General features: G+C 69.2%; 27 protein-coding genes. 13 read left to right on the forward strand and 14 right to left on the reverse strand.

Annotated elements, in window-relative coordinates:
• Position 1 precedes the first annotated feature (1 nt).
• Both NDI79_RS00475 and NDI79_RS00480 read right to left on the reverse strand, forming a co-directional pair.
• Positions 2-808 (reverse strand): hypothetical protein, encoded by an 807-nt coding sequence (locus NDI79_RS00475; RefSeq protein WP_310926485.1) that lies wholly within the window; start codon positions 806-808, stop codon positions 2-4.
• Between the two features lie 33 nt (positions 809-841).
• Positions 842-1,273, reverse strand: a complete 432-nt coding sequence (locus NDI79_RS00480; protein ID WP_310926486.1) for a thioredoxin domain-containing protein — start codon at positions 1,271-1,273, stop codon at positions 842-844.
• A 127-nt stretch (positions 1,274-1,400) separates the two neighbouring features.
• Between NDI79_RS00480 and NDI79_RS00485 the strand changes: the two genes are divergently transcribed.
• Together NDI79_RS00485 and NDI79_RS00490 are read left to right on the forward strand one after the other, a co-directional pair.
• On the forward strand, positions 1,401-2,573 hold the full coding sequence (locus NDI79_RS00485) for a low temperature requirement protein A (RefSeq protein ID WP_310926487.1): 1,173 nt from the start codon (positions 1,401-1,403) through the stop codon (positions 2,571-2,573).
• Positions 2,574-2,652: 79 nt separating this feature from the next.
• On the forward strand, positions 2,653-3,687 hold the full coding sequence (locus tag NDI79_RS00490; protein ID WP_310926488.1) for a PLP-dependent cysteine synthase family protein: 1,035 nt from the start codon (positions 2,653-2,655) through the stop codon (positions 3,685-3,687).
• Between the two features lie 9 nt (positions 3,688-3,696).
• Here NDI79_RS00490 and NDI79_RS00495 read toward each other — a convergent pair whose 3' ends face one another.
• From NDI79_RS00495 to NDI79_RS00505, 3 genes are all read right to left on the reverse strand, one after another.
• Entirely contained in the window at positions 3,697-4,152 is a 456-nt protein-coding gene (locus NDI79_RS00495) for a DUF5804 family protein (RefSeq protein ID WP_310926489.1), read from the reverse strand.
• A gap of 97 nt (positions 4,153-4,249) precedes the next feature.
• A complete protein-coding gene (locus NDI79_RS00500; RefSeq protein ID WP_310926490.1) occupies positions 4,250-4,522 on the reverse strand; it encodes a hypothetical protein in 273 nt (90 codons plus the stop codon).
• A gap of 124 nt (positions 4,523-4,646) precedes the next feature.
• Positions 4,647-5,825, reverse strand: a complete 1,179-nt coding sequence (locus NDI79_RS00505; RefSeq protein ID WP_310927608.1) for a tRNA sulfurtransferase — start codon at positions 5,823-5,825, stop codon at positions 4,647-4,649.
• A gap of 196 nt (positions 5,826-6,021) precedes the next feature.
• Between NDI79_RS00505 and ppk1 the strand changes: the two genes are divergently transcribed.
• Complete coding sequence (gene ppk1, locus NDI79_RS00510; RefSeq protein ID WP_310926491.1) at positions 6,022-8,745, forward strand: polyphosphate kinase 1; 2,724 nt, start codon at positions 6,022-6,024, stop codon at positions 8,743-8,745.
• A 31-nt stretch (positions 8,746-8,776) separates the two neighbouring features.
• Here the strand turns inward: ppk1 and NDI79_RS00515 are convergent, their stop codons facing one another.
• Both NDI79_RS00515 and cyaB read right to left on the reverse strand, forming a co-directional pair.
• Positions 8,777-9,982: a methionine adenosyltransferase gene (locus tag NDI79_RS00515; RefSeq protein ID WP_310926492.1), complete on the reverse strand. Its 1,206-nt coding sequence runs from the start codon at positions 9,980-9,982 to the stop codon at positions 8,777-8,779.
• Between the two features lie 91 nt (positions 9,983-10,073).
• The gene (gene cyaB / locus NDI79_RS00520; RefSeq protein ID WP_310926493.1) at positions 10,074-10,634 is read right to left on the reverse strand and encodes a class IV adenylate cyclase; all 561 of its coding nucleotides are present in this window, start codon (positions 10,632-10,634) and stop codon (positions 10,074-10,076) included.
• A 111-nt stretch (positions 10,635-10,745) separates the two neighbouring features.
• On the opposite strand from cyaB, the gene NDI79_RS00525 reads away from it, so the two are divergent.
• The 5 genes from NDI79_RS00525 to NDI79_RS00545 all read left to right on the forward strand — a co-directional run bounded on the left by NDI79_RS00525 (position 10,746) and on the right by NDI79_RS00545 (position 15,282).
• The gene (locus tag NDI79_RS00525) at positions 10,746-11,264 is read left to right on the forward strand and encodes a DUF6789 family protein (protein ID WP_310926494.1); all 519 of its coding nucleotides are present in this window, start codon (positions 10,746-10,748) and stop codon (positions 11,262-11,264) included.
• Between the two features lie 90 nt (positions 11,265-11,354).
• Complete coding sequence (gene coxB / locus NDI79_RS00530; RefSeq protein WP_310926495.1) at positions 11,355-12,119, forward strand: cytochrome c oxidase subunit II; 765 nt, start codon at positions 11,355-11,357, stop codon at positions 12,117-12,119.
• Positions 12,116-14,779: a cbb3-type cytochrome c oxidase subunit I gene (locus NDI79_RS00535; RefSeq protein ID WP_310926496.1), complete on the forward strand. Its 2,664-nt coding sequence runs from the start codon at positions 12,116-12,118 to the stop codon at positions 14,777-14,779. The genes coxB and NDI79_RS00535 overlap by 4 nt, the downstream gene beginning before the upstream one ends.
• A gap of 11 nt (positions 14,780-14,790) precedes the next feature.
• Positions 14,791-15,048 (forward strand): cytochrome C oxidase subunit IV family protein, encoded by a 258-nt coding sequence (locus NDI79_RS00540; protein WP_310926497.1) that lies wholly within the window; start codon positions 14,791-14,793, stop codon positions 15,046-15,048.
• A 15-nt stretch (positions 15,049-15,063) separates the two neighbouring features.
• Complete coding sequence (locus tag NDI79_RS00545) at positions 15,064-15,282, forward strand: hypothetical protein (protein WP_310926498.1); 219 nt, start codon at positions 15,064-15,066, stop codon at positions 15,280-15,282.
• 15 nt (positions 15,283-15,297) lie between these two features.
• On the opposite strand, the gene NDI79_RS00550 is transcribed toward NDI79_RS00545, so the two are convergent.
• On the reverse strand, positions 15,298-15,849 hold the full coding sequence (locus tag NDI79_RS00550; RefSeq protein ID WP_310926499.1) for a GNAT family N-acetyltransferase: 552 nt from the start codon (positions 15,847-15,849) through the stop codon (positions 15,298-15,300).
• A gap of 86 nt (positions 15,850-15,935) precedes the next feature.
• Between NDI79_RS00550 and NDI79_RS00555 the strand changes: the two genes are divergently transcribed.
• Positions 15,936-16,139, forward strand: a complete 204-nt coding sequence (locus NDI79_RS00555) for a hypothetical protein (protein ID WP_310926500.1) — start codon at positions 15,936-15,938, stop codon at positions 16,137-16,139.
• A gap of 51 nt (positions 16,140-16,190) precedes the next feature.
• On the opposite strand, the gene NDI79_RS00560 is transcribed toward NDI79_RS00555, so the two are convergent.
• From NDI79_RS00560 to NDI79_RS00570, 3 genes are read right to left on the reverse strand one after another with little or no spacing between them, the layout of a single operon-like run.
• Positions 16,191-16,478 (reverse strand): DUF7410 domain-containing protein, encoded by a 288-nt coding sequence (locus NDI79_RS00560; protein ID WP_310926501.1) that lies wholly within the window; start codon positions 16,476-16,478, stop codon positions 16,191-16,193.
• Positions 16,475-17,902, reverse strand: a complete 1,428-nt coding sequence (locus NDI79_RS00565) for a hypothetical protein (protein ID WP_310926502.1) — start codon at positions 17,900-17,902, stop codon at positions 16,475-16,477. Before NDI79_RS00565 ends, NDI79_RS00560 begins: the two co-directional genes overlap by 4 nt.
• Positions 17,903-17,911: 9 nt before the next feature.
• Complete coding sequence (locus NDI79_RS00570; protein WP_310926503.1) at positions 17,912-18,373, reverse strand: hypothetical protein; 462 nt, start codon at positions 18,371-18,373, stop codon at positions 17,912-17,914.
• A 236-nt stretch (positions 18,374-18,609) separates the two neighbouring features.
• Here NDI79_RS00570 and NDI79_RS00575 point away from each other — a divergent pair, with 236 nt between their 5' ends.
• Positions 18,610-19,617, forward strand: coding sequence for an FKBP-type peptidyl-prolyl cis-trans isomerase (locus NDI79_RS00575; protein WP_310926504.1), 1,008 nt, complete (start codon positions 18,610-18,612; stop codon positions 19,615-19,617).
• 70 nt (positions 19,618-19,687) lie between these two features.
• Positions 19,688-19,957 (forward strand): DUF8049 family protein, encoded by a 270-nt coding sequence (locus NDI79_RS00580; RefSeq protein ID WP_310926505.1) that lies wholly within the window; start codon positions 19,688-19,690, stop codon positions 19,955-19,957.
• Positions 19,958-19,977: 20 nt separating this feature from the next.
• Here NDI79_RS00580 and NDI79_RS00585 read toward each other — a convergent pair whose 3' ends face one another.
• The 3 genes from NDI79_RS00585 to NDI79_RS00595 are packed head-to-tail and all read right to left on the reverse strand — an operon-like array spanning position 19,978 to position 21,749.
• Positions 19,978-20,601: an RAD55 family ATPase gene (locus NDI79_RS00585; RefSeq protein WP_310926506.1), complete on the reverse strand. Its 624-nt coding sequence runs from the start codon at positions 20,599-20,601 to the stop codon at positions 19,978-19,980.
• Between the two features lie 21 nt (positions 20,602-20,622).
• Complete coding sequence (locus tag NDI79_RS00590) at positions 20,623-21,321, reverse strand: nucleotide-binding protein (RefSeq protein WP_310926507.1); 699 nt, start codon at positions 21,319-21,321, stop codon at positions 20,623-20,625.
• Positions 21,322-21,374: 53 nt separating this feature from the next.
• Complete coding sequence (locus tag NDI79_RS00595) at positions 21,375-21,749, reverse strand: YlbF/YmcA family competence regulator (protein ID WP_310926508.1); 375 nt, start codon at positions 21,747-21,749, stop codon at positions 21,375-21,377.
• Positions 21,750-21,884: 135 nt separating this feature from the next.
• Here NDI79_RS00595 and NDI79_RS00600 point away from each other — a divergent pair, with 135 nt between their 5' ends.
• Positions 21,885-23,375: a hypothetical protein gene (locus NDI79_RS00600; RefSeq protein ID WP_310926509.1), complete on the forward strand. Its 1,491-nt coding sequence runs from the start codon at positions 21,885-21,887 to the stop codon at positions 23,373-23,375.
• Between the two features lie 48 nt (positions 23,376-23,423).
• Positions 23,424-24,458: a diphthamide biosynthesis enzyme Dph2 gene (gene dph2, locus NDI79_RS00605; RefSeq protein ID WP_310926510.1), complete on the forward strand. Its 1,035-nt coding sequence runs from the start codon at positions 23,424-23,426 to the stop codon at positions 24,456-24,458.
• The last annotated feature ends 15 nt before the right edge of the window (positions 24,459-24,473 follow it).

Raw genomic sequence — 24,473 nt, forward strand, 5'->3', positions numbered from 1 at the left:
GTCAGCTCCGAATCCCGCGGCCGTCGTAGCCTCGGAGCGTTTCGGCGAGGAAGTCGGCGACCGACTCCGCCCGTTCGACGTCCGCGCAGGGGAGCGCTCTCGGCGGTCGGTGCAGTTTCTCCAGCGTCCACGACAGCGCCTTTCCTATCGGGTCTTCGGAGACGGGTTCGCCGAGGCTCCACGACAGTTCGAGCGCCGTTCCGTCGGCGGTGACGCGGAGTCCCCTGAGGTTCGAGATACCGTAGCAACTGCTCCGGCGTTCGTCCAGCGTCTCCTCGCAGACGGCGGGGCCGACGCTCCACCGCCGGTTTTCGGCCTCCCACTCGGTGTGGGGTTCGCCCGCGACGAGGCAGGCGTCGAGACCCGCGAGCGAGGCTTCCGCCGCCGCGAACGCGTCTTCCGGAAGTACGCCCGCGTCGACGGCGAGGTCCGTGTGGTGCGGCATCGCCGACAGCACCGTCCGACCGTCGCGGACGAGACGAATCTCGGCGACGAAGTGCGAACCGACGACGTCGTTCGTCAGTTCGACGAGGCGGCGCATCGCGTCGCGGCCCGGTCCGTCGAGTTCGACGCCCCACGCCGTCCAGCCGTGTTCGTCTCGGTTCGGGAGTCTATCGAACTCCCCGCGAATCGCGTCCCACGCCCGCGCGCAGTCTTCGATGTCCGGCGTTTCGTCCAGCCATTCTTCGTCCAGTCTGACGAGTCCGCGGCCCGCGTACGGGGACAGGGCGTCGAACAGACCGAACAGGGCGTCGACGTAGTCGCCGCTCAGGAGGGTGTGCGTCCCGTGAAAGTCGGTGGAGGGCATGTCGCCGGGGAGTCGGACGCGGCGACCGTCAGCTTACCGCCGCAGTTCGTCCGCGAGGTAGACGGCGATGGAGACGGGTTCCTCCTCGACGAACCGCGCCACTTCCTCGCCGTTGACGGCTTCGCCGTCTGCTCGGGGCGTCTCCGACGACCCGGTGTCGCGTTCGACGACGACCGTCGGAATCAGTTCGATGTCGTACTCCTCGACGAGCGGTCCGGTCTTGCTGCCGTCGTCCTCTTTCTCCACCGGGTAGTGGTGGATGTTCTCGTCCGGGACCTCGGCGGCGTCGAGGGCGGCCCCGAAGTCGGGTAGTTGGTTTCGGCAGTCGCTGCACCAGTCGCCGCCCCAGATTCGGAAGACGAGTCCGTCCTCCGAGAGGGTCTCGACGGCGTCGGCGTAGGAGTCGGCGTCCCACGCGGGGTTCGGTCGCATCGTCTCCAGCGTTCCGGATTCGGCGTCGGCCATGGGGGAGGATAGCGAACGCGGGGACGTAAACCGCGCGGTGGCGGTGAGGCTCGCCGCGCGCCCGTCTCATCGGTCGCGTGGGCTCCCCGAAGTGCTTTTGTCGATTCCTTGCTACCATATCCCATTCGTGTCGAGAACGACGCCGCGGACCGACGGCGGGACGGAGGACGACCCAGAGCGGTCGGTGACGCCGCTGGAACTGTTCTTCGACTTGGTGTTCGTCTTCGCGTTCACGCAGGTTTCGAGTCTGCTCGCGCACGACCTCACGTGGACCGGATTCGCCAGCGGCGCGGCGCTGTTGGCCGCCCTGTGGTGGGCGTGGGTCGGCTACTCGTGGCTGACGGGTGCCGTGGACGCCGAGGCAGTGCTTCCGGTTCGGCTGGTGGTTCTGACCGCGATGGCGGCGATGCTCCTCGTCGCGCTGGCGGTCCCCGACGCGTTCGGCGACGACGCACTCCTCTTCGCCGCCGGCTACCTCGTCGTCCGGACGTTGCACCTCGTGCTGTACGCCGTCGTCGCCGCTTCCGAGAGTCGCTCGGCGGTCCGACGGGTCGCGCCGGGGTTTCTCGGCGGTCCACTCATCTTGGTCGCCGCGGCGTTCTCCGACGGAGCGGTGCAGGCGGGCCTGTGGCTGTCGGCGCTCGCGTTGGACTACGGCGTCGTCTTCGTGCGCGGTGTCGAGGGTTTCCGCGTCACCGTCTCGCACTTCGTCGAACGACACCGGCTCGTCGTCATCATCGCCCTCGGCGAGTCGCTCGTCGCCATCGGAATCGGCGCCGACGGCCTGCCGTTGAGGGCGGGCGTCGTCGTCGCGGCGCTGCTCGGCATCGTCCTCGTCGTCGCGCTCTGGTGGCTCTACTTCGACTACGTCGTGCTCGCCGCGGAACGCCGACTGGCGCGCGAACGCGGGGACGCCCGGGCGGCGCTGGCGCGCGACTCGTACAGTTACATCCACCTTCTCATGGTCGGCGGGGTCATCTACGTCGCCCTCGGCATCGAACGGACGCTCGCTCACTTCGACGAACCGCTCGGCCTGCTCCCCGCCGTCGCGCTCTGCGGCGGGTGCGCGCTCTACCTCTTCGGACACAACGCGTTCCGGTACCGCGACCACCGGACGGTCAGCGTCCCGCGACTGGTCGTCGCCGCCGCGGTGCTGGCGCTGATTCCGCTCGCCGTCCGCGTCCCGTCCGTCGCCGCGCTCGCGGCCGTCACGGCGCTGTTCGTCGGACTCGCGGGCTACGAGACGGTTCGGTCGGAGCATCGCAAGCGGCTCCGGGCCGCCGGAACCGACGCCGGGTGACCGGCGACACCTCGGCGATATCGGCGTCTCTTGCCCCCGTCCGCCATCGTTTTCGGTCGGAGTCTACTACTGAGTCCCAATGGACGCGAACATCCTCGAGACCATCGGCTCCCCGCTGGTCGAGGTGTCGTCGCCCGAGGGGGCGACGGTGGCGGCGAAGGTGGAGTCGAAGAACCCGGGCGGGTCGGCGAAGGACCGCCCGGCGCTGGCGATGATAGAGGCGGCCGAGCGTGAGGGCGACATCTCGCCGGGCGACAGCCTGGTCGAACCGACCAGCGGCAACACGGGCATCGGCCTCGCGATGGTGTCGGCGGCGAAGGGCTACGACATGACCATCGTGATGTCCGATTCCGCCTCGAAGGAGCGCCGCGACGTCATGCGCGCCTACGGCGCGGACATCGAACTCGTCGAGGGCGACATCTCCGCGGCGAAGGAGCGCGCCGACGAGTTGGAGGCCGAGGGGATGACGCAACTGCGCCAGTTCGAGAACGAGGCGAACCCCCGCGCGCACTACCGGACGACGGCCGAGGAGATTCTCGAACAGGTCGGCGACAGGGAGATAGACGCCCTCGTCGCGGGCGTCGGTACCGGCGGCACGCTCTCGGGCATCGGCCGCCGCCTCCGCGAGGAGTTCCCCGAGATGACCGTCGTCGCCGTCGAACCCGCCGGGAACGCCGTGCTCTCGACGGGCGAACCCGGCCGCGACGACTATCAGGGGATGGGACCGGGGTTCGTCAGCCCCAACCTCGACAGGGACCTCTTGGACGACATCGAAGTCGTCGCCCTCGGAGACGCCGAGGCGGAGTGCCGCCGCCTCGCCCGCGAGGAGGGGATTCTGGTCGGCCAGTCGTCGGGCGCCTCGAACCTCGCCGCTCGTCGCGTCGCCGAGGAACTCGCCACGCCCGAGGCGAACTGCCCCGAACCGCCGGAACGGTACGTCATCGAGGACGCGGCGGACGACGTGCGCTCGGAGGAGTCTCGCTCCGGCGACGTGCGCGCCGACGGCGGCCCGGCGGGCGCCGGCGGGGGCGCCGAAGCCGACGACTGCCCCCTCGTCGTCACGGTGTTTTGGGACAGCGGCGAGCGCTACATGTCGACTGGAATGTTCGACTGAGGCGGCGACTCACGCGCCGAACTCCGACTCGTGGACGCGGACGACCACCGTCTCCTCCACCTCGCGCAAGTCGTAGGACGGAATCGACCCGTCCGGACGGCGCGAGACGAACATCGGTTCGACGAGGCGGCCGTCCGCGAGGCCGTAGACGGCGAGTCGCTCGCCCGTCTCCTCGGGACGCATCTCGCCGTCGCGCACCGCCTCCGCGAGGCGGCGCGAGAGCCACTCCTCCGAGGAGATACTCGGCTCCCGCACCAGGACGTGGTCGACGAAGCGGACGAGATACCAGTTCAGGTCGTTACACAGCGAGACGGCGGCGCCGACGCTCACCGTGTCGACGGCCAGGGAGTTCTCGAACGGGGTGCGGATTTCGTACGTCGAGAGGGCGGCCCGGGCGGTGTCTCTCGACAGGAGTTCGTACTGCACGTTCGCGTCGGGCGACCCTACGAAACAGACCCGCGTCACGGTCTGAGACCTGACGCGGGCGGGGTTTATCCGTTCCGATGCGGGCCGCCGGTCCGGCGGGGACTCGCCGTTCTGAGCGTTCGCGCGGAGAAGAGAACTACGCGTCGTGTTCGTACGCTTCGACCCAGTCGGCGGCGCACGCCTCGTCGCAGAAGGCGAGGAGACGACGCTCCCGGGTCAACTTCTCCGTTCGGTTCGGCGAGCGCTCGCGGTCGAGTTCGGCTTGGTAGTGCGGTCCGTCCAGTTCGACCGTCGCGCCGCAGGTGGGACAGGTGTCGGTGCCGGTCCGCCAGCGACTGCGCGGGACGACTTGCAGGACGGTCCATCCCGCGCCGGCCGCCGGAGTGGAGGGGCTGCGAGTCTCAGACATGGTCGAACGTACGAGTTCGTACTATGTAAAGGCATTTACACCCGGTTTTTCATTCGGTACGCGTCCGTTCGTGTGGAAAATAGTGAGGTTACTCCGGATATGTAATCTGTCCAGTGGTAGCCAATCACACGTCCCGGTCCAGCGGTTCCACCGACGCCTCCCGCCCCGCGCGTCGCGCCGCGTCGAGCAGTCCGTCGGGTTCGGCGGCGACGACGTCCGCCAGGGAGGCGTTCGTCTCGGGATGTGAGGGGGCGACCCGTTCGCACCCGACGGGCAGCGTCGAGTCGTCGTAGGTGCCGAGGCGGCGCGCCTCCTCGACGATGTCGGACTTGTCGGCCGTCGACACCGGTCGGTGGACGGGGAGCGCCGCCGCCGCGTCCGTGACGGCGAGGTTCGGACCGGTCTGACTCGACTTCTGCCCGATGGACTCCCCGGTCGCTATCGAGTGGGCGCCGTCGCGCCGGGCCACCGCCTCTGCCATGACGAGCATCGCGCGGCGGAGCGACAGCATGCGCGTGTCGTCGACGGCCGCGACGAGACGGTCGACCACGGCCGCGCCGTCGACGACGCGCGGGCGCAGGTCCTCGTCGGGGGCGCGCGCCGCGAGCGTCCGAACCACCTCGAACGCCCGGGCGCGGTGGTCGGCGCCACCGTAGTCGCCGATGTCGACGTACACCGGAATCGGAACGCATCCGCGGCGCATCAGTCGCCACGCGGCGACGGGGGAGTCGATGCCGCCGCTGACGAGGACGGCGACGCGGCCCTGCGTCCCGAGGGGGAGGCCGCCGGGGCCGTCGAACCGGACGACGGAGACGTACGCCTCCCCGCCCCGGACCTCGATGCGGTACGTCCGGTCGGGGTCGTCCAATTCAACCGTCGCATCCGTCAGGTCCTCCACGAGTCGCCCGCCCCCGACGTTCAGGTCCCGGCCGGAGAACCCGTGCTCCTCGGCGGGGCCGACCCGTTTCGCGTCGACGGCGAACGTCGCCCCCTCGGGGTGGCCGGCGGCGAGGGCTTCGAGGGCGCCGTACACCGCTTCGCGCGTCGCGTCGACGGCGAGCACCGGGCGGGCGAAGGAGACGCCGGGAAGCGTCGCCACCGCCGCCGCGACGGCCCGCGCCTCCTCGGCGTCCGACGGGCGGACGACGATACGGGACCACCGACGCTGCACCTCCGCCTCGAACCCGCGTTCGCGGAGGAGGGCGCGCACGCTCGCGGCCAACCGGTCGGCCATCTTCGCTCTGACCTCGCTGCTCTTGGCCCCGAACTCGCCGAACCCGACGAGGACGGCGTCCGCTCGCATCACGACGCGGAGTTGACCCCCGACCGGTATCAGCGTCCCGGTGCGTCCGCGGGAGTTATATACCATATGTATGCTACTACTTCCCACACGAGACGGACGGGGACCCAATATAAACCGATTAGTGCGGATTCGGGATACTCTCCGCTACGTACCCCGACTCCCGCCCATCGCTCCCCTTCACCCCGACCATACCACAATGGACGAAACTGACGGTTACGCCCCGTACGAACCGGCCGACCGAGACGTCGACCTGACGGACCCGACGTACTACCTCAACCGCGAGTTGAGCGAACTGGAGTTCCAGCGGCGCGTCCTCCACGAGGCCGTCGACGACCGGCAACCGCTCCTCGAACGCGTCCGGTTTCTCTCCCTCTTCACGAAGAACATGGACGAGTTCTTCATGAAGCGGGTCGGCGGTCTCAAACAGCAGATAGACGCCGACGTGACCGAACGCACCGTCGACGGCCGGACGCCGAGAGAGCAGTTGACCGCGGTGCTGGAGAAGGCCCGCCCGATGTTCCGGGCGCAGGCGTCGTGTTACCTCGAAGCGGTCCGCGGCGCCCTCGCCGCGGAGGGCATCCGCGTCCGCGACTACGGCGACCTGACCGCCGACCAGCGAGGGCGGATGCGCGAGTACTTCCGGGAGTCGGTGCTGCCGACGCTGACGCCGCTGGCGTTCGACCCCGCGCATCCGTTCCCGTTCATCTCGAACCTCAGCCTCTCCCTGGCCGTGATGACCCGCCGCGAGGCGAGGGCCGACCCGACGTTCACCCGGGTGAAGATTCCGCAGAACCGCCCGCGACTGGTCGAGGTGCGGGGGAACGGCGAGGGGAGAGACGGGAGCGAGGGGGTCGAGTACGTCCTCCTCGAGGACGTCGTCCGCTCGAACCTCGACCTGCTGTTCCCGAACGTCGAGATAGTGGACACGACGCTGTTCCGCCTCACGCGCAACGCCGAGGTGCGGCGCAACGAGGAGGTGGCCGAGGATCTCATCGACATGATCGAGGAGGTCATCGAACAGCGACGCTTCGCCACCGTCGTCCGCCTGGAGGTCGAAGAGGACGCGCCGGAGGCGGTGGTGGACCTCCTCGCCGAACAGCTAGCTCTGTCGGACGAGGAGGTGTTCCGCCTGCCCGGTCTGCTCGACTACCGGGAACTGCTGTCGCTGACCGACCTCGACCGGCCGGACCTGAAACTCGACTCGTGGACGCCGCGGCCGCACCCCCGCCTCGAACGCGACGCGACGCCGGCGGTCGGCGCGGACCGCGCCGCCGACGTGTTCTCCGAGATTCGCCGCGACGACGTGCTGCTCCACCACCCCTACCACTCCTTCGACGACACCGTCCAGCGGTTCCTCGACGAGGCGGCGAACGACCCCGACGTGCTCGCCATCAAGGCGGCCATCTACCGGACGGCGTCGGATTCGCAGGTCATCCAGAGCCTCATCGACGCCGCCGAGAACGGCAAGCAGGTGGCGGTGATGGTCGAACTGAAGGCGCGGTTCGACGAGCGGAACAACGTCGAGTGGGTGCGCCGCCTCGAAGAGGAGGGCATCCACGTCGCCTACGGCACCATCGGGCTGAAGACGCACACGAAGACGGCGCTGGTCGTCCGCGAGGAAGACGACGGCGTGCAGTTGTACTCGCACGTCGCTACCGGAAACTACCACTCGGAGACGGCGAAGGGGTACGTCGACCTCGGATTGCTCACCGCCGACCGCGACGTGGGACAGGACCTCGTGAAGGTGTTCAACTTCTTCACCGGCCCCTCGCTGGACGAGGAGTTCCGCAAACTGCTCATCGCGCCGGTGACGATGCGCGAGGAGTTGACCGAGTGTATCCGGCGCGAGGCGTGGCACGCGCGGAACGGCCGGGACGCGCGCATCGTCGTCAAAGTGAACGGACTGGAGGACCCGCAGATGGTCGAGGAACTGTACCGCGCGTCGATGGCGGGCGTCGACATCGACCTCGTGGTGCGCGACATCTGCCGGCTCCGACCCGGCCTCGACGGCGTGACCGAGAACGTCACCGTCCACAGCGTCGTGGGGCGCTTCCTCGAACACTCCAGGATATTCTACTTCGAGAACGGAGCGAGCGCGGCGCCCTCGCAGGTGCCCGACGACGGCGAGTGGGGAGAACCGGAGTGGTACGTCGGTTCGGCCGACTGGATGACCCGAAACCTCGACAAGCGCGTGGAGGCCGTCGCGCCCGTCGAGGACCGCGAACTCCGCGAACAGCTTCGATTCGTCCTCGAACTGGCGACGAACGACAACCGCAAGCGCTGGACGATGAACGCCGACGGGACGTACGACCAGTGTCACCCTACGGACGGCGAACCCGTCGTCGAGATGCAGCGAATCCTGATGGACCGGACGGCGGCCGCCGCCGAGAACGGGGACGGCCGGGGGGTGCGAACGGACCACCCCGCCGCGCCCGGCGAACTCCTCGTCGAACCGCGTCGGGACGGGGATGAGAGAGACGAGGAGAGCGGAGCGGCGGACGGGGAAAGCGACGCGGACGCCGACGCCGACGGCTCACCCGACGACGCCGACACCGGCACCGGCACCGCCGACGCCCCCGGTACCGCGGACAACGTGACCCCCGACGCGGCGGCGCCGTCGGCCGAGGCGGACGCGACGGGGACAGGGAGGGCCGACTTGGGAGACGGCGTCGACGGACCGGACGAGAGCGAGAAACGCAGCGACGCATCGCGTGCGGACGAGACCGACGCGGGGTCGGGTTCGGACTCGGACCCGAACTCGGGGGCCGACCTCCCGCCGGCGATGCGCGAACACGGGGACCGCTGGTACGTCCCCGACAGCGACCACTACGCGTACGCGGTCCGGACGCCGGACGGGGACCGGCGCTACCGGAAGACGCGCGAGGCGACGGAGGAGTTGTTGGCGCGCTACTACGGGTGAGCCGACTCGGAGCGTTCGCTCGTCGCTCGCCTCAGAACGTCGTCAGTTCGCCGTCGATGACGCGGCGCGTCACGTTCGTCACGTTCGCCAGTTTGTCGTCGATGATGGCCTCCACGTCGGCCTCGATGTCCGAGAGGGGGACGCCCTCCTCGGTGACGACTTTCGCGTCGGCGACGTGGGGTTCGTCGATGGGACGACCGATCTGCGAGAGCAGGCGCACCTGCAGGTCGCGGATGCCGTCGACGTCGGCGACGACAGATTCGGCCACGTCGGTCGACAGCAGGTTGTATATCTTCCCGATGTGGTTGACGGGGTTCTTCCCGGAGGTGGCCTCCATGCTCATCGGCCGGTTGGGCGTGATGAGGCCGTTCGCACGGTTGCCGCGGCCGACGGAGCCGTCGTCGCCCATCTCGGCGCTGGTGCCGGTGACGGTGAGGTAGATGGAGCCCTCGTCGTAGTCGTCGGCCGTGTTCACCTGCACGTTCACCTCGCGGTCGGTGTAGTCTCCGGCCACGTCGCCGACGTACTCGCGGACGTGTTCGACGGCCTCTTTGTACTCTCCGAGGTCGGCGATGTACGCGTCGACCATCGCGGCGGCGACGGTGATGTCTATCTGGTCGTCCTCGCGCTTGCCCATCACCTTCACGTCGGGGCCGAGGTAGGGGTGGCGTTCCGCGTACGGGCCGTTGAGCTGTCGCTCGACGTTCAGCACGATGCTCTCGGTCTCGGTGAGGGGGGCGTGACCGACGCCGAAGGAGGTGTCGTTCGACATCGGCACCTCGACGGCGTCCTCGCCGAAGACGTCCTGGAGGTCGCCGGAGCCCTCGCCGAGTTTCACGTCGACGATGACGTCGGTGCCGAACTCCAGTTCGGGGATGTTCTCCGCGAGGTAGTCGCGCGCGGCCTCGAGGGCGACGGCGTCGACGGGGAGTTTCTCGCCGTCGTACTGCTTGGTCGCGCGGCCCACGAGGAGGATGTAGATGGGTTCGATGACCTCGCCCCCGCCGAACCCGGGCGCGGACTCGCCGGCGACGATCTGGGTCTCGTCGGTGTTGTAGTGGAGGACTTTGCCGACCCGGTCGAGATAGAGGTTCGAGAGCGCCCGCGAGACGTTCTCCGCGATGCCGTCGGCGATGGAGTCGGGGTGACCGATACCCTTCCGCTCGACGATTTCGACGCTCTGATCCTCGACGGCGAGTCGCTCGACCGCCTCGATCTTGATGTTCCGCTCGGTCATTACGTCTCCTTCCGACCCACTCGGTGCTATAACTTGCGGAAAACTTCTTCCGCTCTCGTATTACTGGTGAGAATACGCCCCGGACGGGCGGTCACTCCGCGAGGAGGAGTGCGAGGTAGGAGGTCCGAATCTGGTCGTCCGGGTCGAGGCCGAGGCGGCGGAGAACCTCGAAGGCGCCCTCTCTGACGGCGTCTATCTCCGCTTCCGTCTCGGCCGCCGCCTCGACTTCCACGAACTCGCCGAGGCCCGCCACGGCGTCGAGGGTGACCGTGTAGCCGTCGAGGGCGAAGAACTCCCGGTCTTTCTCCACCGTCTCGACCGGTTCGAAGCCGAGGCCCGAGAGGATGCCCTCGACGCTCTCGCCGTCTCCGACGGTCGTCTCGTGTTCGCTCCGCGTCTTCGACGCCTCGTCGACGAGGGGGCCTTTGTACGTCACCTTCGTCGTCTCCCCCTCGTCTCCGCCGTCGCCGTCGTCGACGCGCGCCTCCCGGCGGATTCGGAGCGCCTCGTCCGTCTCCGCGAAGTCGCGGTGCGGGGCACCGTAGTAGGTGTCTGTCTGCTTGACACCGGCCTCGCGGACGGCGCCCGCCTCGGCGAGTCGCTCCCGAACCGTCCCGTGGTCCGCGCGGAGTTTGACCTCCACCTCGTACATACCCGGACTGGCGCCCCCCGCGGCTAAAAACGCACGTTCTCTCTCGCCGCCAGAACACTCAGAAATTCTATGTAATGGTTTATCACTCACAAGAGCGTGCTAGTATGTACCATGAGTGGAGAGCTCGCGGAGCGGGAGTCCGTCGGCGCCGAGGAATCGCTGGCCGAATCGTTCGAGATACCCATCAGCGGGCGCGTCGTCCTGATGGCGATGTCCGGCGGGTTCGTCGGCACGGTGCTGATGATGCCCGTCCTCGTCGGCATCCCCGAACTGCTGGGACTGTTTCAGACGGCGCCCATCACCGGGTTCGCCGGGTTCGCCGCGTTCTTCGGCCTCGAACCCACCCTGTTGCTCGGCGTCGTCCTGTTCGGGTTCGGCGGCACCGTCGTCCTCCCCCTGACGTTCCTCGTCCTCGGGGCGTTCCTCCCGCCGGAGTCGCCGCGCTACCTCCGCGGCGCGACGTTCGCGACGTTCTTCTGGACGGGGTTCCTCCCGGCGTTCTGGCCGGACGCCGGCCTCCTCACCGTCCTCTCCTTCCTCGTCTTCTCGCTTCTCGCCCACTGGGTGTACGGGCTGACGCTCGGCGTGGTGCTCCACCGCACGACCGGCATCCCGCAGCACGACGTCTGAACCTCCCCCTGTCCGCCCCTCCCGCACTCCCGGCGCGCCGCCGGGAAAACAGATAAATAGTATAAATAATAATTAACCACTCGTGCTCTCATGCCAACTACTACCACGGGCGTGGGGCTCGGCGTCCTCGCCCAGACGGGCCTGATTCCGCGCGGGACCCGCGCGTTCGTCTTCGAGCGCATCTTCGTCGTGTTCCTCGTGTTGGGCACCGCCGTCGGCGTCGTCGTCGTCGGCTACATGCTGTACAACGCGTACAAGTACCGCGCGGGCGGCGGGCGAGGCAGCGACGCCGACCGCCCCGTCCTCGGCGAACTGCCGTCCGGGAGCGGCGGCGGGCGGAAACTGTTCACCTCCTTCTTCCTCAGCACCGTCGTCGTCATCTCGCTCGTCTCGTGGACGTACGGGACCCTCCTGTTCGTCGAGGAGGGGCCGCAGGCGGAGGACACGATGGAGGTCCGCGTGGAGGGCTACCAGTTCGGGTGGCGGTTCGTCTACCCGAACGGGTACGAGTCCGACACCCTCTACGTCCCGCAGAACGAGTCGGTCAGACTCGTCGTCACCTCCGACGACGTGTTCCACAACTTCGGTATCCCCGCGTTGCGGGTGAAGACAGACGCCATCCCCGGACAGGAGACGGAGACGTGGTTCCGGGCCGAGGAGACGGGCAACTACACCGCTCGGTGCTACGAACTCTGCGGGTCCGGCCACTCGTTCATGACGGCGACGGTGGTCGTGATGGAACCCGGGGAGTACGAGGCGTGGTACGACGGAACCGAGGGTAACGCGTCCGTCACGGGAGGCGCGTCGGGCACCGAGACGGCGGCGAACGAGGCGGTCGCGGAGGCGGCGAAATGAGCGACGAACGCCGCACCGACGGCGGACACCCTGCAGACGACCAACCGAACACCGCGGACCGACGACCCGACGGCGGCAGCGCGGAACGGGCGGACGCCTCGACGGCCGTCGGCGAACTGACCGTCCCGGCCGCGGAGAGCGACTACGAGGAGACGGCCTCGGAGTTCCCGTCGACGGGGAGCATCCGCCGGTGGTTCGTCACGACCAATCACAAGGACGTGGGCATCCTCTACGTCGTCACCTCGCTGTTCTTCCTCGTCCTCGGCGGCGTGCTCGCGTGGCTCCTCAGAATCCAACTGTGGGCGCCGCGGACGCCGACGACGACGGTGCTGGAACCGCTGGCGTACAACCAGGCCGTCTCCGCGCACGGACTCATCATGGTGTTCTGGTTCCTCTCGCCGTTCGCGTTCGGCTTCGCCAACTACGTCGTCCCCCTGCAAATCGGCGCGAAGGACCTCGCGTTCCCTCGGCTGAACGCCCTCTCCTACTGGCTCTACCTCTTCTCGGGCATCCTGTTCGGCGTCTCCTTCTTCCAGGGCGGGACGTTCGCCGGCGGGTGGACGATGTACGCGCCGCTGAACGTCCCGACGTTCACGCCGGACGTGGGCGCGAGTACGGCGGTGCTGGCGCTGACGCTGTTCGTCGCGTCGGTCACCGTCTCCTCGGTCAACTTCCTCACCTCGATGCACACGATGCGCGCGGAGGGGCTAACGCTCAGGAAACTCCCCCTGTTCACGTGGTCTATCCTCCTCACGGTCTGGATGATGCTGTTCGCGTTCGCCGCGTTGCTGGCGGCGCTCATCATCCTCTCCTCCGACAGGCTCCTGGGGACGACCTACTTCGCGCTCGAATCGCCCGCCGGGTCGATGCTGTGGGCGCACCTGTTCTGGTTCTTCGGCCACCCCGAGGTGTACATCGTCTTCTTCCCGGCGTTGGGGGTGATGGCCGAGGTGTTCCAGACGTTCACCGGCCGCCGCATCGTCGGCCGCAAGTGGTTCATCGCGGCGATGGTTCTGGTTGCGCTCCAGAGCTTCGTCGTCTGGATGCACCACATGTTCCTGACGACCATCAACCTCCAGATAAAGACGCTCTTTATGATAACCACCATCGGCATCTCGCTGCCGTTCGACCTGATGGTGTTCGCGCTCATCTACACGATGCTGAAGGGGAAGATACGCTTCACCACGCCGTTCCTGTTCGTGTTCGGCGCCCTCCTGCTGTTCATCATCGGCGGAATTACGGGCGTCTTCCTCGGCGCCATCGTCCTCGACTACGAATTCAGAGGGACGTACTGGGTCGTCGCGCACTTCCACTACGTGATGGTCGGCGGCGTCACCGCCCTCGTCGGAGGGCTGTACTACTGGTTCCCGAAGATGACCGGGCGGATGTACGACGAGTTCCTCGGGAAACTCCACTTCGGCGTCTACTTCGTCGGCTTCAACCTCCTCTACTTCCCTCTGTTCGTCGCGTGGGAGACGCCGCGCCGCGTGTTCGACTACTCGGCCGGCCTCCAAATCTGGCACCAACTCGCCACCGTCGGCGCGTTCGTCCTCGGCCTCTCGTTTCTCATCATGTTCTACAACCTGACGAAGAGCGCGTTCTCCGGCGACCCGGCGGGCGACAACCCCTGGGAGTACGCCACCACCGCCGAGTGGGCCGTCCCCTCGCCGCCGCCGTTGGAGAACTTCCCCGGCCTGCCGACGTACCGGGACGGGTCGCTCGGGTTCCGCGAGGAGTCGACGGCGGCGGACGGCGGGGAGGCGGCCGCCGACGGCGGCGAGGCGGCGACGGACGGCGGGGAACGAGACGGGGACGCCGCCACGGACGGCGGCGTCGCCACCGCCGACGCGGCGACGCCCCCGGCGCGGCACGACGAACAGGAAGAGCACGCCAGCCACGCGAGTATCTGGCCGTTCGTCGTCGGCGCCGGGACGTTCCTCCTGTTCCTCGGCCTCTCGGGCCTCCGAGACGCGTCGTTCCCGGAGGGTGTCGCCGGGAGTTTCTACCTCGGCACCGCCGCCCTCGGCGGCGTCGTCACGCTCGGGTCGCTCGTGTTCATGGGGCTGGAACCGTTCCACGGCCCCGAACTCGCCGACGGCGAGGCGTGGCCGTTCAGCGGCCTGGAGTACGGGAAAGTCGGAATGTGGATATTCCTCGCCAGCGACGTGGTGCTGTTCGGCGGGTTCATCGGCGCCTACGTGTTCACGCGCGTGGCGTTCGGGTGGACGGCGTGGGAGCCGATTCCGTCGAATCCGGTTCCGGGGCTGGTGAACACCTACCTCCTCCTGACGAGCAGTTTCACCGTCGTCCTCGCTCTCGTCGCCGCGGAGAAGAGGAACCGGGCGGGGCTGGTCACCAGCCTCGCCGCGACGTTCCTCCTCGGCGTCGGCTTCCTCGTCAACAAGGGTATCGAGTGGGACCACCTGTTCCACGAGGGCCTGTGGCTCTCCTCGAACGTGCGCGCCTCGACGTTCTTCCTCACAACGGGACTGCACGCCGCGCACGTCATCGTGGGTCTCATCGTGACGCTGTATCTCGTCGCCCGCGCGTGGCGCGGGGCCTACTTGGAGGACAGCAGTTCGGTGGAGTACTTCGGCCTCTACTGGCACTTCGTCGACATCGTCTGGCTGTTCCTCTTCCCGCTGTTCTACATCCTGTGAGGTGACAAAAAATGAACACGAAACTGTACACGGTAATCTACGTGGTGTTGTTCGTCTCGGCGACGGTGCAAGTGCTGGTCGAGTTCGCCGGACTGGCCTACTGGACGGCGTTCGCGCTCATCATGGTGCTGTCGGCGGCGAAGGCGGTGCTCGTCGCCGCCTACTTCCAGCACCTGCGGTGGGAGCCCCGTTCGCTCACGTACCTCGTCGGAATCGGCCTCGCGGCGGCGCTGGCGCTGACGTTCGCCGCGTCGTACTCCATCCTCTGAGGTGGAGGTGGAGAGATGAGTCTCACACGCGCGCCCGCGAGGCGGTTCGACCGGCGCGCCCTCGGCTACGCCCTGCTGTTCTCGCTCCCGATGGCGCTCGGCATCACGGTGATGATGCTGAAGGTTGTCGGCGGACCGCTCTCGCGGCCCCTCGTGTTCGCGCCGGGCGCCGTCGTCGCCGCCTGCGTGTTCCTCCTCGTCGCCGTCGCGGCGACGGGGGGCGAGGCCGAGTAGGGTCCCGCCCCCGCCCTACAGTTCGTCGGCGGAGACGACCATCCGGTGGCGCCGCGTCTCGAATCCAAGCGAGTCGTAGAACGAGCGCGCCCGCTCGTTGTCCGCGTCCACGTCGAGGGCGAGTTCGCCGCACTCGGCCTCCTCCGCGTAGCGCGCGGCCCGGCGGACGAGTCGGTGCGCGAGCCCCGTTCCCCGGAACGCCGAGCGCACGTAGATATCGCCCACGACCAGCCTGTCGGGTCGGTCGAAGACGCTCGGGGACCGCTCGACGTCCGCCGAGACGAACCCGGTGAGCGCGCTCTCGGGGTCGGTCAGGACGGACGCCCCCTCGCCCTCCTCCCTCTCCGTCCCCATCGTCTCCGACTCGTCGACGGCGACCCACGTCCGATAGTCCTCCGAGGCGAGGCGGTCGAGCCGGAAGGGTGTCTCCTCCTCTACGACGTCGACGTCCCCGGCGAGGCCGTGGTCGGCGACGGTCCGCGACAGTTCGCGGTGGTAGGGCAGCCACAACTTCTCGACGTAGCGGCGAACGGCGGGTTCCTCGGCGGGGAGACGACGGAGGTGCATGCGAACCCCGATTCCGACGGGGCGCACTTCGTTCCTCCGCAGTTCCGGAACGAGCATTTAACATGTTCTATGATAACATCACACACATGGACGCAGAGCTGTTCGCGCTCGGGGCCGCGACGGCGGCGCTCGTCGTCGGCCTGTCAGCGCTCCTGTACGGCGAGTACGCCGGCATGACCACCACGCTCGTTCCCGTCGGGGGCGTCGTCGCCCTCACCGGCGTCGGCGTCCTCACCGCGCACGTCGCCCGCCTCCCCGACCCCGAGGAGTCCGACGAGACGGGGCACTGAGAGTTCTTCCGCCTCCCCGCTCGCTCCCGCGACGCGAACGGTTTGGACGGTTCACCCGGCGATACTGAACCCGATGATGCCGAGGATGACGAACGCGGCGTAGACGCTCCCGAGCGCCGCGACCACTTTCAGGTGGTAGAGAAAGAGGTCGTCCTCCTCGGCCGTCACCGCGGACTCGTATGCTTCCTGCTCGGACTCGGTCCGGCGCGCCGCGTGCGCCTCGCCGACGTGGAGGGCTCGAAGCCGCGCCGTGCGGAACGGGCGGCCGCAGTAGGGGCACGTCGCCGGCGGCGTCTCCCCGTCGGGAACCGCCGTCTCGGGTCGGACGCGCTCTCTCATCGCACCGCCTCCGCGACGGGTTGGGCGACGACCCAGAGGCTGACCACGGTGTACAGAACGGTGACGGCGACGAACGGGTACTGGCTCCGGAGCGGTTGGAGTCGGCCGGGGAACAGGTCGAACGACCGCGCGTGCGCCACCCAGACGGCGACGAGGTGTCCGCCGACGACGGCGGCCAACTGGACCGCGCCGAACCACGGCGGGAGGGCGAGGACGGGCACGGCCGCGGGCGGCGAGAGGGGCGTCGAGGCGACGGCGACGAACGCCGGGAGCAGACCGAGGAAGTAGCCGAGGAAGTGCGCGAGGTGGTAGCCCGCGGCGATGGGGACGAGGGCGGGCGCGAACCACCCGGCGACGAACCGCGCGGCGACGTAGGTGTCCGCCGTTCGGCGGGCGAGACGGGCCGCGAGGCGGTAGACGGCGAGGAAACAGGCGAACCCCGCGAACGCGAGGGCGAGGCCGAGGAGCCACCCGGGCACGCCGACGCCCGCGGCCGACTCGCGCACGCCGTCCCACGCGGTAGTGGCGGCGAGGCCGTCGTACGTCGTCACCCAGAGGAGGGCGACGACGAACGCCGCGTCGTCCTCGGCCATCGCCGCCGGGTGGCGGACGAGCGCGGCTCCCGGCACCAAGACGGCGAGGCCATCCTCGGTCCGCTGGACCGGCGCGAGCAGCCCGTACAGCCGGAAGACGCGCGAGACGGGGTCGACGCGCTCGAACCACGCCGACCCGTAGCGCGCCGCCCCGGCGACGGTGACGACGGTGTAGGCGAGGACGGCGGCGGAGAGGACGCGCGGGTCCGAGGCGACGGGGCTCTCCACCTCGACCCAGACGAGGGCGAGGAGGCCGAGGACGCTCGGCCACGCGCCGAGACGTTCGGGCAGTCGGGCGGACGCGCGGCCCGGTGCCCCGGGGGCGGCCCGGCGGACGGCGCGCGCGAGCGTCCGCCACGGGTTCACGACCGGCCACGCGTCGACGACGAGGTAGGTGAACATCGTGAAGCCGGCCCACCAGCCGACCCAGACGACCAGGACGGCGAGGTTCGCCAGCGGCGCCCGCGGCCCGGCGAGTCCCGCCCACACCACGAGCGCGAGGACGGCGACGGCCGCCCACCCGAGGAGCCGACGGACCCGTTCCGCGGCCGCGCGGCGTCCAACGCGGAGGGGACGGCGCGGGCGGGCGAACGCGTCCAGCGCCGCGGCGTCGGTGACGAAACTGGAGAACAGAAAGGAGACGCCGACGACGCCGCCGCCGGAGAGGAGGACCAGCCAGAACGGGGCGGGCGCCGAGCGGAGCGACCCGGCAAGCGACCCCGCGTGCGCGAGCGCCGGACGGGAGTACAGCGTCGCTCCCAGCGCAGCGACGAGGGCGAGCGACCCGAGACGGGCGGGGAGTCGGGCGGAACGAGCGCGGTCGGAGGACACGGTCGCGGGTCAGAACGCGCCGAGCAGTTTGAGGGTGACGGCGAGGACGAACAGCGACCCGAGCGCCCACACCCCCAGCAGGGCGGCCTGCGCGTTCTTCAGCCCCCGACCGCGCGCGGAGACGAACGTCCCGTAGAAGACGTAGAGGGCGAAGACGAGCACCGCGGCGGCGAGGAGGAACGCCCCGCCCGCGGCGGCCAGTTCGGCCGGCACGTCCCCACCGGCGACGAACAGGACGCCGGCCCCGCCGAACGCCAATGCGACGACGACGAACGCGGCGGTCCACGCCGCGGGACTGTCGGCGGCCCGGGACAGCGCCGACGGCCGCGTGCCCGTCCCCGTCCGCGTCGACCACCCGCCGGCGACGGAGTACTCTCGCCGCCCCCGACCGGTGAGGACGACGGCGGCCGCGAGGGCGACTCCGAAGACGAGACCGGCGAACAGCGCTTCCTGTGCCATGTCAACACTCACCTATCATTAACTATTATTACAGTATCGGCCATAAACGTTCGCTTCCGCGCCCGTCCGGTCGTTCGGAAGAGCCGAGACGACGGTAGACGGGCGACGCGGCGGTCCTCCGGGCGGCCGGGACCGCGAGACGGCGTCGACCGCCGCGGCCGAACGCGTCGATCGTGCGGTCGTGAGCGGTCCGTTCGGGCCATCGACGAAACGTGATTCTTAAGGGTCGCACGGGTATTGTTGCGCGTATGAGTGACGAACAGCAGGCGGAGGCCGCCGAGGCGGAGGCCGATGCAGCGGAGGACGTCGAAGAAGAGGTCGCCGAGGAGGAGACCGAGGGCGGGATTCAGGACGGCGACTTCGTCCGCCTCGCCTACACGGTCCGAACGGTCGAAGACGACACCGTCGTCGACACGACCGACGAGGAGGTGGCCGAGGAGGCCGAGATAGACACCGACGAGTACGACTTCGAACCCCGCGTCATCATCGTCGGCGCGGGCCACATCTTCGAGTCGGTCGACGACGCTCTCGTCGGCGCCGAGGTGGGCGACACCGGCACCGTCGAGATTCCGGCCGCCGAGGCGTTCGGCGAGTTCGACGACGACGAGGTGCGCACGGTCAGCGCCAACAAGATAGACGAGGACGACCGCTACCCCGGCGCGCAGGTGCAGGTCGACGGCGACCAGGGCCGCATCGAGACCATCATCGGCGGCCGCGCCCGCGTCAACTTCAACCACCCCCTCGCCGGCGAGGACCTCGAGTACGAGTACGAGATTCTCGAACTCGTCGACGACCGCGAGGAGCAGGCCGAGGGCCTCCTCGGCATGTACCTCCAGCAGGTCCCCGAGGTCTGGATCCAGACCGACGAGGAGGAAGAAGAGCAGGTCGTCGAGTCCGACGACGAGGACGACGACGCCGAACCCGAGACGGAGACGGTCACGACCGAAAAGGAGACGCTGTACATCGAGGCCACCCAGCAGATGACGATGAACCAGCAGTGGATGTTCTCGAAGCAGCAGATCGCACAGGACCTCATGGACCGTCTCGACCTCGACCGCGTCATCGTCCAGGAGACCATCGACGGCATGGGCGGCATGATGGGCGGCATGGGCGGTATGATGGGCGGCATGGGCGGCGGCGCCGACGCCGAGGACATCGAGGACGCCATGGAGGACGTCGACGTCGACGCCGACGAACTCGTCGAGGAACTCGAAGAGGGCGACCTCGACGTCGAAGCGGACGCCGACGAGGAGTAGCGCGGACGCTCGCAGTCGAACTCGAACCAGCGCTTTCTTTTGCGACACCCGCCCAGCAACACCGAGAGCCATGTCCGAGGAGTCGCCGCCGACGTCCGTCCCCACCGACGACCTGAAACTGGCCGCCGTCGCCGCCGGGTGTACGGTCGGATTGACGCTCGTCCTCCAGTTCGTCCTGAACCGCGACGTCTCCTTTCTCGTCCGTCTCGCGCCGCTGGTTCCCTACTTCGCGTACCTCGTCGCCAAGCGGACGGGGGTGGACGCACTCGCCAGCGTCCGCAACTGGTCGGCGCTGACCGTCGCGCTGACCGTCGCGACGCTCCTCTATTACGCGGTCTGAGCGGGTCGAAATAGCTCGAATCAGGCGATGTCGCGGCTGGTGTCGACGGCCACCTGCTCGCTGAGGCGGAGTTTGATGGTCTCCTCCGGGGCGCGGCCGCCGCGGAACTTCGGGACGGCCAAGCGATTCTCTATCTCCGCGCCGTCGACGGCCGTCCGCAGGTCGAACACCACGTCGGCCATGTGTTCGGTGTACCGTCGGTTCGTCGGCGCGTCCCCCTTCATCCCGTGGAGGACGGCGAGGCCGCCGGTATTCACCATGTGCGTCTGGAGACCGTTCAGGAACGCCCGGTACCGAACGGGGTCGGCCGCCTCCAACACGTCCACCACGTCCACGATGAGGTTCGCGCCCTCCGGCAGGTCGCGGACGAGTTTGTTCGCCGCGTCGAGGGGCGCCTCCGCGCCCACGTCGCGGACGGTGGGCGACCCGACGCGCGTTCGCGTGCGCGAGATGGCGTCTTCGACCGCCTGATCCGAGCGGACGGTCGTCAGATACAGCGTCCCGCGGACGGCGGTGAGTTCGTAGAGGAACAGTTCGGACTGACTGGCCGGGTCGGCCAACAGGGCGACGATGCTCCCCGCCGGGATGCCGCCGCCGAGTTCGCGGTCGAGGACCGTGATACCGGTCGTCAGTCGGTCGGACACGACACGTATACAGACAGTCAGCTATATTATGTCTTTGTGATGCTGTAGACTGACTGCCACGTCTCGGTACGCGCTCCCGACGCGCGCGTCGTCCAGCACGGGCGGGTCGACGGGGGGGACGACGCCGAGAAGGGGACACCCGAGCAGCGACTCGACGCTCGCCGGCGACAGCCGCGAGCGGGTGAGGACGGCGCCGACGACGGGCGTTCCCAGCGCTCGGGCCGTCGCCCCCGTCTTCGCCGCGTCGCGCAGGGAGGGGGCGCACGCGGACGCGACGAGGAGGACGCCGTCCGCCGCGCGTACGGGCGCGGCGGCGTCCGGCCCCGCGCCGGCGGGACAGTCGACCAGCACCGTTCCCGCGTCCGGCGCGGCCTCGCGGACTCGGTCGAGGCGCGCGGTCGTTCCGTCGTCCGTCCGCCCTCCTCCGGCCGTTCGTCTCGCTTCGCCCGACGCCGCCGGTGCCGGACAGACTCTCACCCCGTCGTGGTCGGGGTGGCGGTGACCGAGGGAGTTCGGGTTCCAGTTCGGGTCGGGATTCCGATTCGGGTCCGAGTCGGCATCCGGCGCGGGCGGGTCGCGCGGGACGCCCGCCATCGCGTGGAGGTTCGGCATGTCGGCGTCGGCGTCGACGACGAGGGTCGGACCGTCGAGGGCGACGGCCAACCCGAGCGCCGTCGTGGTCTTGCCGCATCCGCCCTTGCCGCCGGCTATCGCGAGCATGGGGCGACTGGCCGCCTCATCGGAGAAAAAGTCGCGGGTCCGGTCTCCCCCGCTCAGTCCTGACAGCAGCCGCCGGCCTCGCCGCCGAAGTCGACGGCGAGGGGGTCGGAGATGGCCTTGTTGACCGCTTCGAGCCGCTCCTGAAGCGTCTCTTGGGCCTCCAGGTACGTCGCCATCTTGTCCTTCGAGTGCAGTTCGCGCTGCGCCGTCTGGACCTCCTCCAGGCCCTCCTGCGTCGCCTCGCCTCGCTGTCGGGCGAGCATGAACTCCTCGCGGCGCTGCTGGAACTCGCGTATCTCCGCCTGCAGTTCCTCGTCGTTCTCGACGGCTTCCTTCGCCTCCTCGAACGCCTCGTACTCCGGCGTCCCCGCGATGGCGTCGCCGAGTTCGCGCCCCATGTCTTCGAGTCGCTCGGTCTGGATGCTCATACTTCGAGTTGGAAGTCGATTCGTTTGAACCTGCCGGAGGCGGCGGTGGTCGGCCGCCGTCCCCCGTCCCGCCGCGCTTCCCGCCGGACTCCCGAAGGGGAAAGAACCGTCACCGCTCGAGTGGTACGGTATCGTATGCCGGTCGTCACGTCCGACGAGTTCGCCCGGTGGCTCCGCCGACTCGACGGGGACGCGCTGACGGCGTTCGTCGCCGACCTGTACGCCGCCCGGGGGGAGTCGGTCGCCGTCCGCGACGACGGGGCGGTCGTCCTCCGCGACGGCGGCAGAGTGTTCTCGCCCGTCCCCGGACGGCGACGGCTCCGCCGACCGAGCGTCGCGGCCGACGCCGACGCCGTGGTCGCGGCGAGACCCACGTCCGCGCTTCTGCGCCGCGCCGCGCGGGCGGACGCCTCCGTCGTCGGCCCCGCGGAACTTCGCGACCTGGCGCTGTACGGCCTCGACCGCCGGGACGCCGAGCGCCTCTTCCGGAAGCACTTCGACGCCTCGCCCGTCGTCGACGCGCCGAACCCGGACGAGTCGTCCGGCCGCCGGGCCGCGCTCGGGCGGGTCGGGGACTCCCTCGGGATGGGCGTCGCCGCCGTCGTCCTCGCCGCGCTCGTCGTCGCGGCGCTATTCGGCCCGTTCGGTCTCGCGCTCCCCCCGACGGACGGCGCCGCGGGGTCGACGTCGGGTTCGGGCGGGGGCGCCGAACCCACCGCCCGGACCGAGAGCGAGTCGTTCCCGCCGGGTATCGGCCCGACGGGCGTGACGGATCCCGAAGGGCTCGCGGCCGCCCACGCCGACGCCGCCGTCGACCGGTCCTACCGCCTCGTCGTTCGCGCCTCGGGCACCGAGACGTGGGACGGAGACGTCTGGACCGACGTTCGACGGCGGGCCGCCGTCGCGGGGCCGCTGACGTACCGGTACGCCGTCGTCGGGTCCCTCCGCGACGGCGACGACGGAGCGACGGCGGACGGAAGCCTCGTCCGGTACGCCGCGTACGCGGACGGGCGGTACACGTACGTCCGAAACAACCCCGAAGGGGAAGAAGAGCGGTTCCGGCGCTATCCGGCCCGCCTCGACGAGGGCGGCCACGGCGTCATCGAGCGGGGGGCCGCCGTGGCCGTCGCGCGCTACCTGAACGCGACGCGGACGTCGGTCGCGCGCGAGGCGGAGTCGTCTCGGCTCCGCGTCGTCGCCACCGGCGTTCCGGAAGCGGTCGACGACCCGGCGAGCGTCGACGACTACCGCGCTGAGGCCCGGGTCGCCCCCGACGGCTTCGTGGAGACGCTGGTCGTCTCCTACAACCGGACCGACGGCGGAGAGGCACGGCGGGTGACGTACCGACTGACGTACGACGACGTCGGCGCCGTCGACGTCTCCCCGCCGGCGTGGTACGAGCGCGCCCGGACGGAGACGCGGCCCGACTCACCCCCGCCGATGTCGACGCCGGACCGGATGCCGCCGGGCGGGCGCGCGACGGGAAGCGAGTCGTCCGCCGACGCGACGGCGGCCTGCCGCGCGAACCCGACCGGCGACGACTCCGCCGACGGGTCCGCGCCGTCGCCGGCCGTGGCGACCGAGAGCCCGTCGCACAGCCTCGTAACGGCCGAACCGACGTGTTAGGGGGAGGAACCGCCGACGTTATCCCTCCCGACTGGCAAGAGAGGTGCAATGAGCCAAGACGCGACCTCGGAGGGGGACCTCAGAAACACCGGGATGTCCCTGCGGCACGACCGGGAGTGGGACTACGAACTCGAACGCATCGTCGAGGAGGTCGAAGAGCGCGGCGCGAGCCGCGTCGGCCTCCAGTTCCCCGAGGGCCTGAAGCGCCGCGGTCCGGCCGTCGCCGACGACCTGCGCGAACTGTGCGGCGACGACGTGACGTTCATGCTGTCGGGGCAGCCCTGTTACGGCGCCTGCGACCTCGACACCTACCTGATGCGCCGGACGGACGTGTTCGTCCACTTCGGCCACTCGCCGATGAAGCAGTCGGACAAGATCATCTACGTCCCGCTGTTCTCGAACGTCGACCCGATGCCCATCCTGGAGGACTCCCTCGAGGAACTCGACGGCGAGGAGGTCGGCCTCGTGACGACGGCCCAGCACATGAACCGCTTCGAGGACATGTGCGATTGGCTCGAAGAGCGCGGCTACGACGTCCACACCCGCCGCGGCGACGACCGACTCTCCCACGAGGGGCAGGTGCTCGGCTGCAACTACGCCTCCGCCGACATCGACGCCGACCAGGTGCTGTACGTCGGCGGCGGGAAGTTCCACCCGCTCGGTCTGGCGATGGAACACCCCGAGAAGAAGGTGGTCATCGCCGACCCCGTCAACAACGTCGTGAAGATAGCCGACACGGAGCAGTTCATGAAGCAGCGCTACGCCTCCGTCCACAAGGCGATGGACGCCGAGAAGTGGGGCGTCATCTTCTGTACGAAGATCGGACAGGGTCGCATGGAGATAGCCGAGAAGATACTCGAGGACAACCCGAACGCCTACCTCATCACGATGGACGAGGTGACGCCCGATAGACTGCGAAACTTCGACATGGACGCGTTCGTCAACACCGGGTGCCCGCGCATCACCACCGACGACGGCCCGCGCTTCCACAAGCCGATGCTGACGCCCGGCGAGTACCGAATCGCCGTCGGCGACAAACCACTCGACTCCTTGGAGTTCGACACGTTCCACGGGACGTGGTGAGGTAGCCCTCCCGCC

This window comes from Halogeometricum sp. S3BR5-2, from assembly GCF_031624635.1.
Lineage (GTDB): Archaea > Halobacteriota > Halobacteria > Halobacteriales > Haloferacaceae > Halogeometricum > Halogeometricum luteum.

Excerpts from the sequence above, each read along its gene's own strand:
- NDI79_RS00475 (WP_310926485.1), bottom strand. The coding sequence starts at position 808 with ATGCCCTCCACCGACTTTCACGGGACGCACACCCTCCTGAGCGGCGAC.
- NDI79_RS00480 (WP_310926486.1), bottom strand. The coding sequence starts at position 1,273 with ATGGCCGACGCCGAATCCGGAACGCTGGAGACGATGCGACCGAACCCC.
- NDI79_RS00490 (WP_310926488.1), top strand. The coding sequence starts at position 2,653 with ATGGACGCGAACATCCTCGAGACCATCGGCTCCCCGCTGGTCGAGGTG.
- NDI79_RS00500 (WP_310926490.1), bottom strand. The coding sequence starts at position 4,522 with ATGTCTGAGACTCGCAGCCCCTCCACTCCGGCGGCCGGCGCGGGATGG.
- NDI79_RS00505 (WP_310927608.1), bottom strand. The coding sequence starts at position 5,825 with ATGCGAGCGGACGCCGTCCTCGTCGGGTTCGGCGAGTTCGGGGCCAAG.
- ppk1 (WP_310926491.1), top strand. The coding sequence starts at position 6,022 with ATGGACGAAACTGACGGTTACGCCCCGTACGAACCGGCCGACCGAGAC.
- NDI79_RS00515 (WP_310926492.1), bottom strand. The coding sequence starts at position 9,982 with ATGACCGAGCGGAACATCAAGATCGAGGCGGTCGAGCGACTCGCCGTC.
- cyaB (WP_310926493.1), bottom strand. The coding sequence starts at position 10,634 with ATGTACGAGGTGGAGGTCAAACTCCGCGCGGACCACGGGACGGTTCGG.
- NDI79_RS00525 (WP_310926494.1), top strand. The coding sequence starts at position 10,746 with ATGAGTGGAGAGCTCGCGGAGCGGGAGTCCGTCGGCGCCGAGGAATCG.
- coxB (WP_310926495.1), top strand. The coding sequence starts at position 11,355 with ATGCCAACTACTACCACGGGCGTGGGGCTCGGCGTCCTCGCCCAGACG.
- NDI79_RS00535 (WP_310926496.1), top strand. The coding sequence starts at position 12,116 with ATGAGCGACGAACGCCGCACCGACGGCGGACACCCTGCAGACGACCAA.
- NDI79_RS00540 (WP_310926497.1), top strand. The coding sequence starts at position 14,791 with ATGAACACGAAACTGTACACGGTAATCTACGTGGTGTTGTTCGTCTCG.
- NDI79_RS00545 (WP_310926498.1), top strand. The coding sequence starts at position 15,064 with ATGAGTCTCACACGCGCGCCCGCGAGGCGGTTCGACCGGCGCGCCCTC.
- NDI79_RS00550 (WP_310926499.1), bottom strand. The coding sequence starts at position 15,849 with ATGCACCTCCGTCGTCTCCCCGCCGAGGAACCCGCCGTTCGCCGCTAC.
- NDI79_RS00555 (WP_310926500.1), top strand. The coding sequence starts at position 15,936 with ATGGACGCAGAGCTGTTCGCGCTCGGGGCCGCGACGGCGGCGCTCGTC.
- NDI79_RS00560 (WP_310926501.1), bottom strand. The coding sequence starts at position 16,478 with ATGAGAGAGCGCGTCCGACCCGAGACGGCGGTTCCCGACGGGGAGACG.
- NDI79_RS00575 (WP_310926504.1), top strand. The coding sequence starts at position 18,610 with ATGAGTGACGAACAGCAGGCGGAGGCCGCCGAGGCGGAGGCCGATGCA.
- NDI79_RS00580 (WP_310926505.1), top strand. The coding sequence starts at position 19,688 with ATGTCCGAGGAGTCGCCGCCGACGTCCGTCCCCACCGACGACCTGAAA.
- NDI79_RS00590 (WP_310926507.1), bottom strand. The coding sequence starts at position 21,321 with ATGCTCGCGATAGCCGGCGGCAAGGGCGGATGCGGCAAGACCACGACG.
- NDI79_RS00595 (WP_310926508.1), bottom strand. The coding sequence starts at position 21,749 with ATGAGCATCCAGACCGAGCGACTCGAAGACATGGGGCGCGAACTCGGC.
- NDI79_RS00600 (WP_310926509.1), top strand. The coding sequence starts at position 21,885 with ATGCCGGTCGTCACGTCCGACGAGTTCGCCCGGTGGCTCCGCCGACTC.
- dph2 (WP_310926510.1), top strand. The coding sequence starts at position 23,424 with ATGAGCCAAGACGCGACCTCGGAGGGGGACCTCAGAAACACCGGGATG.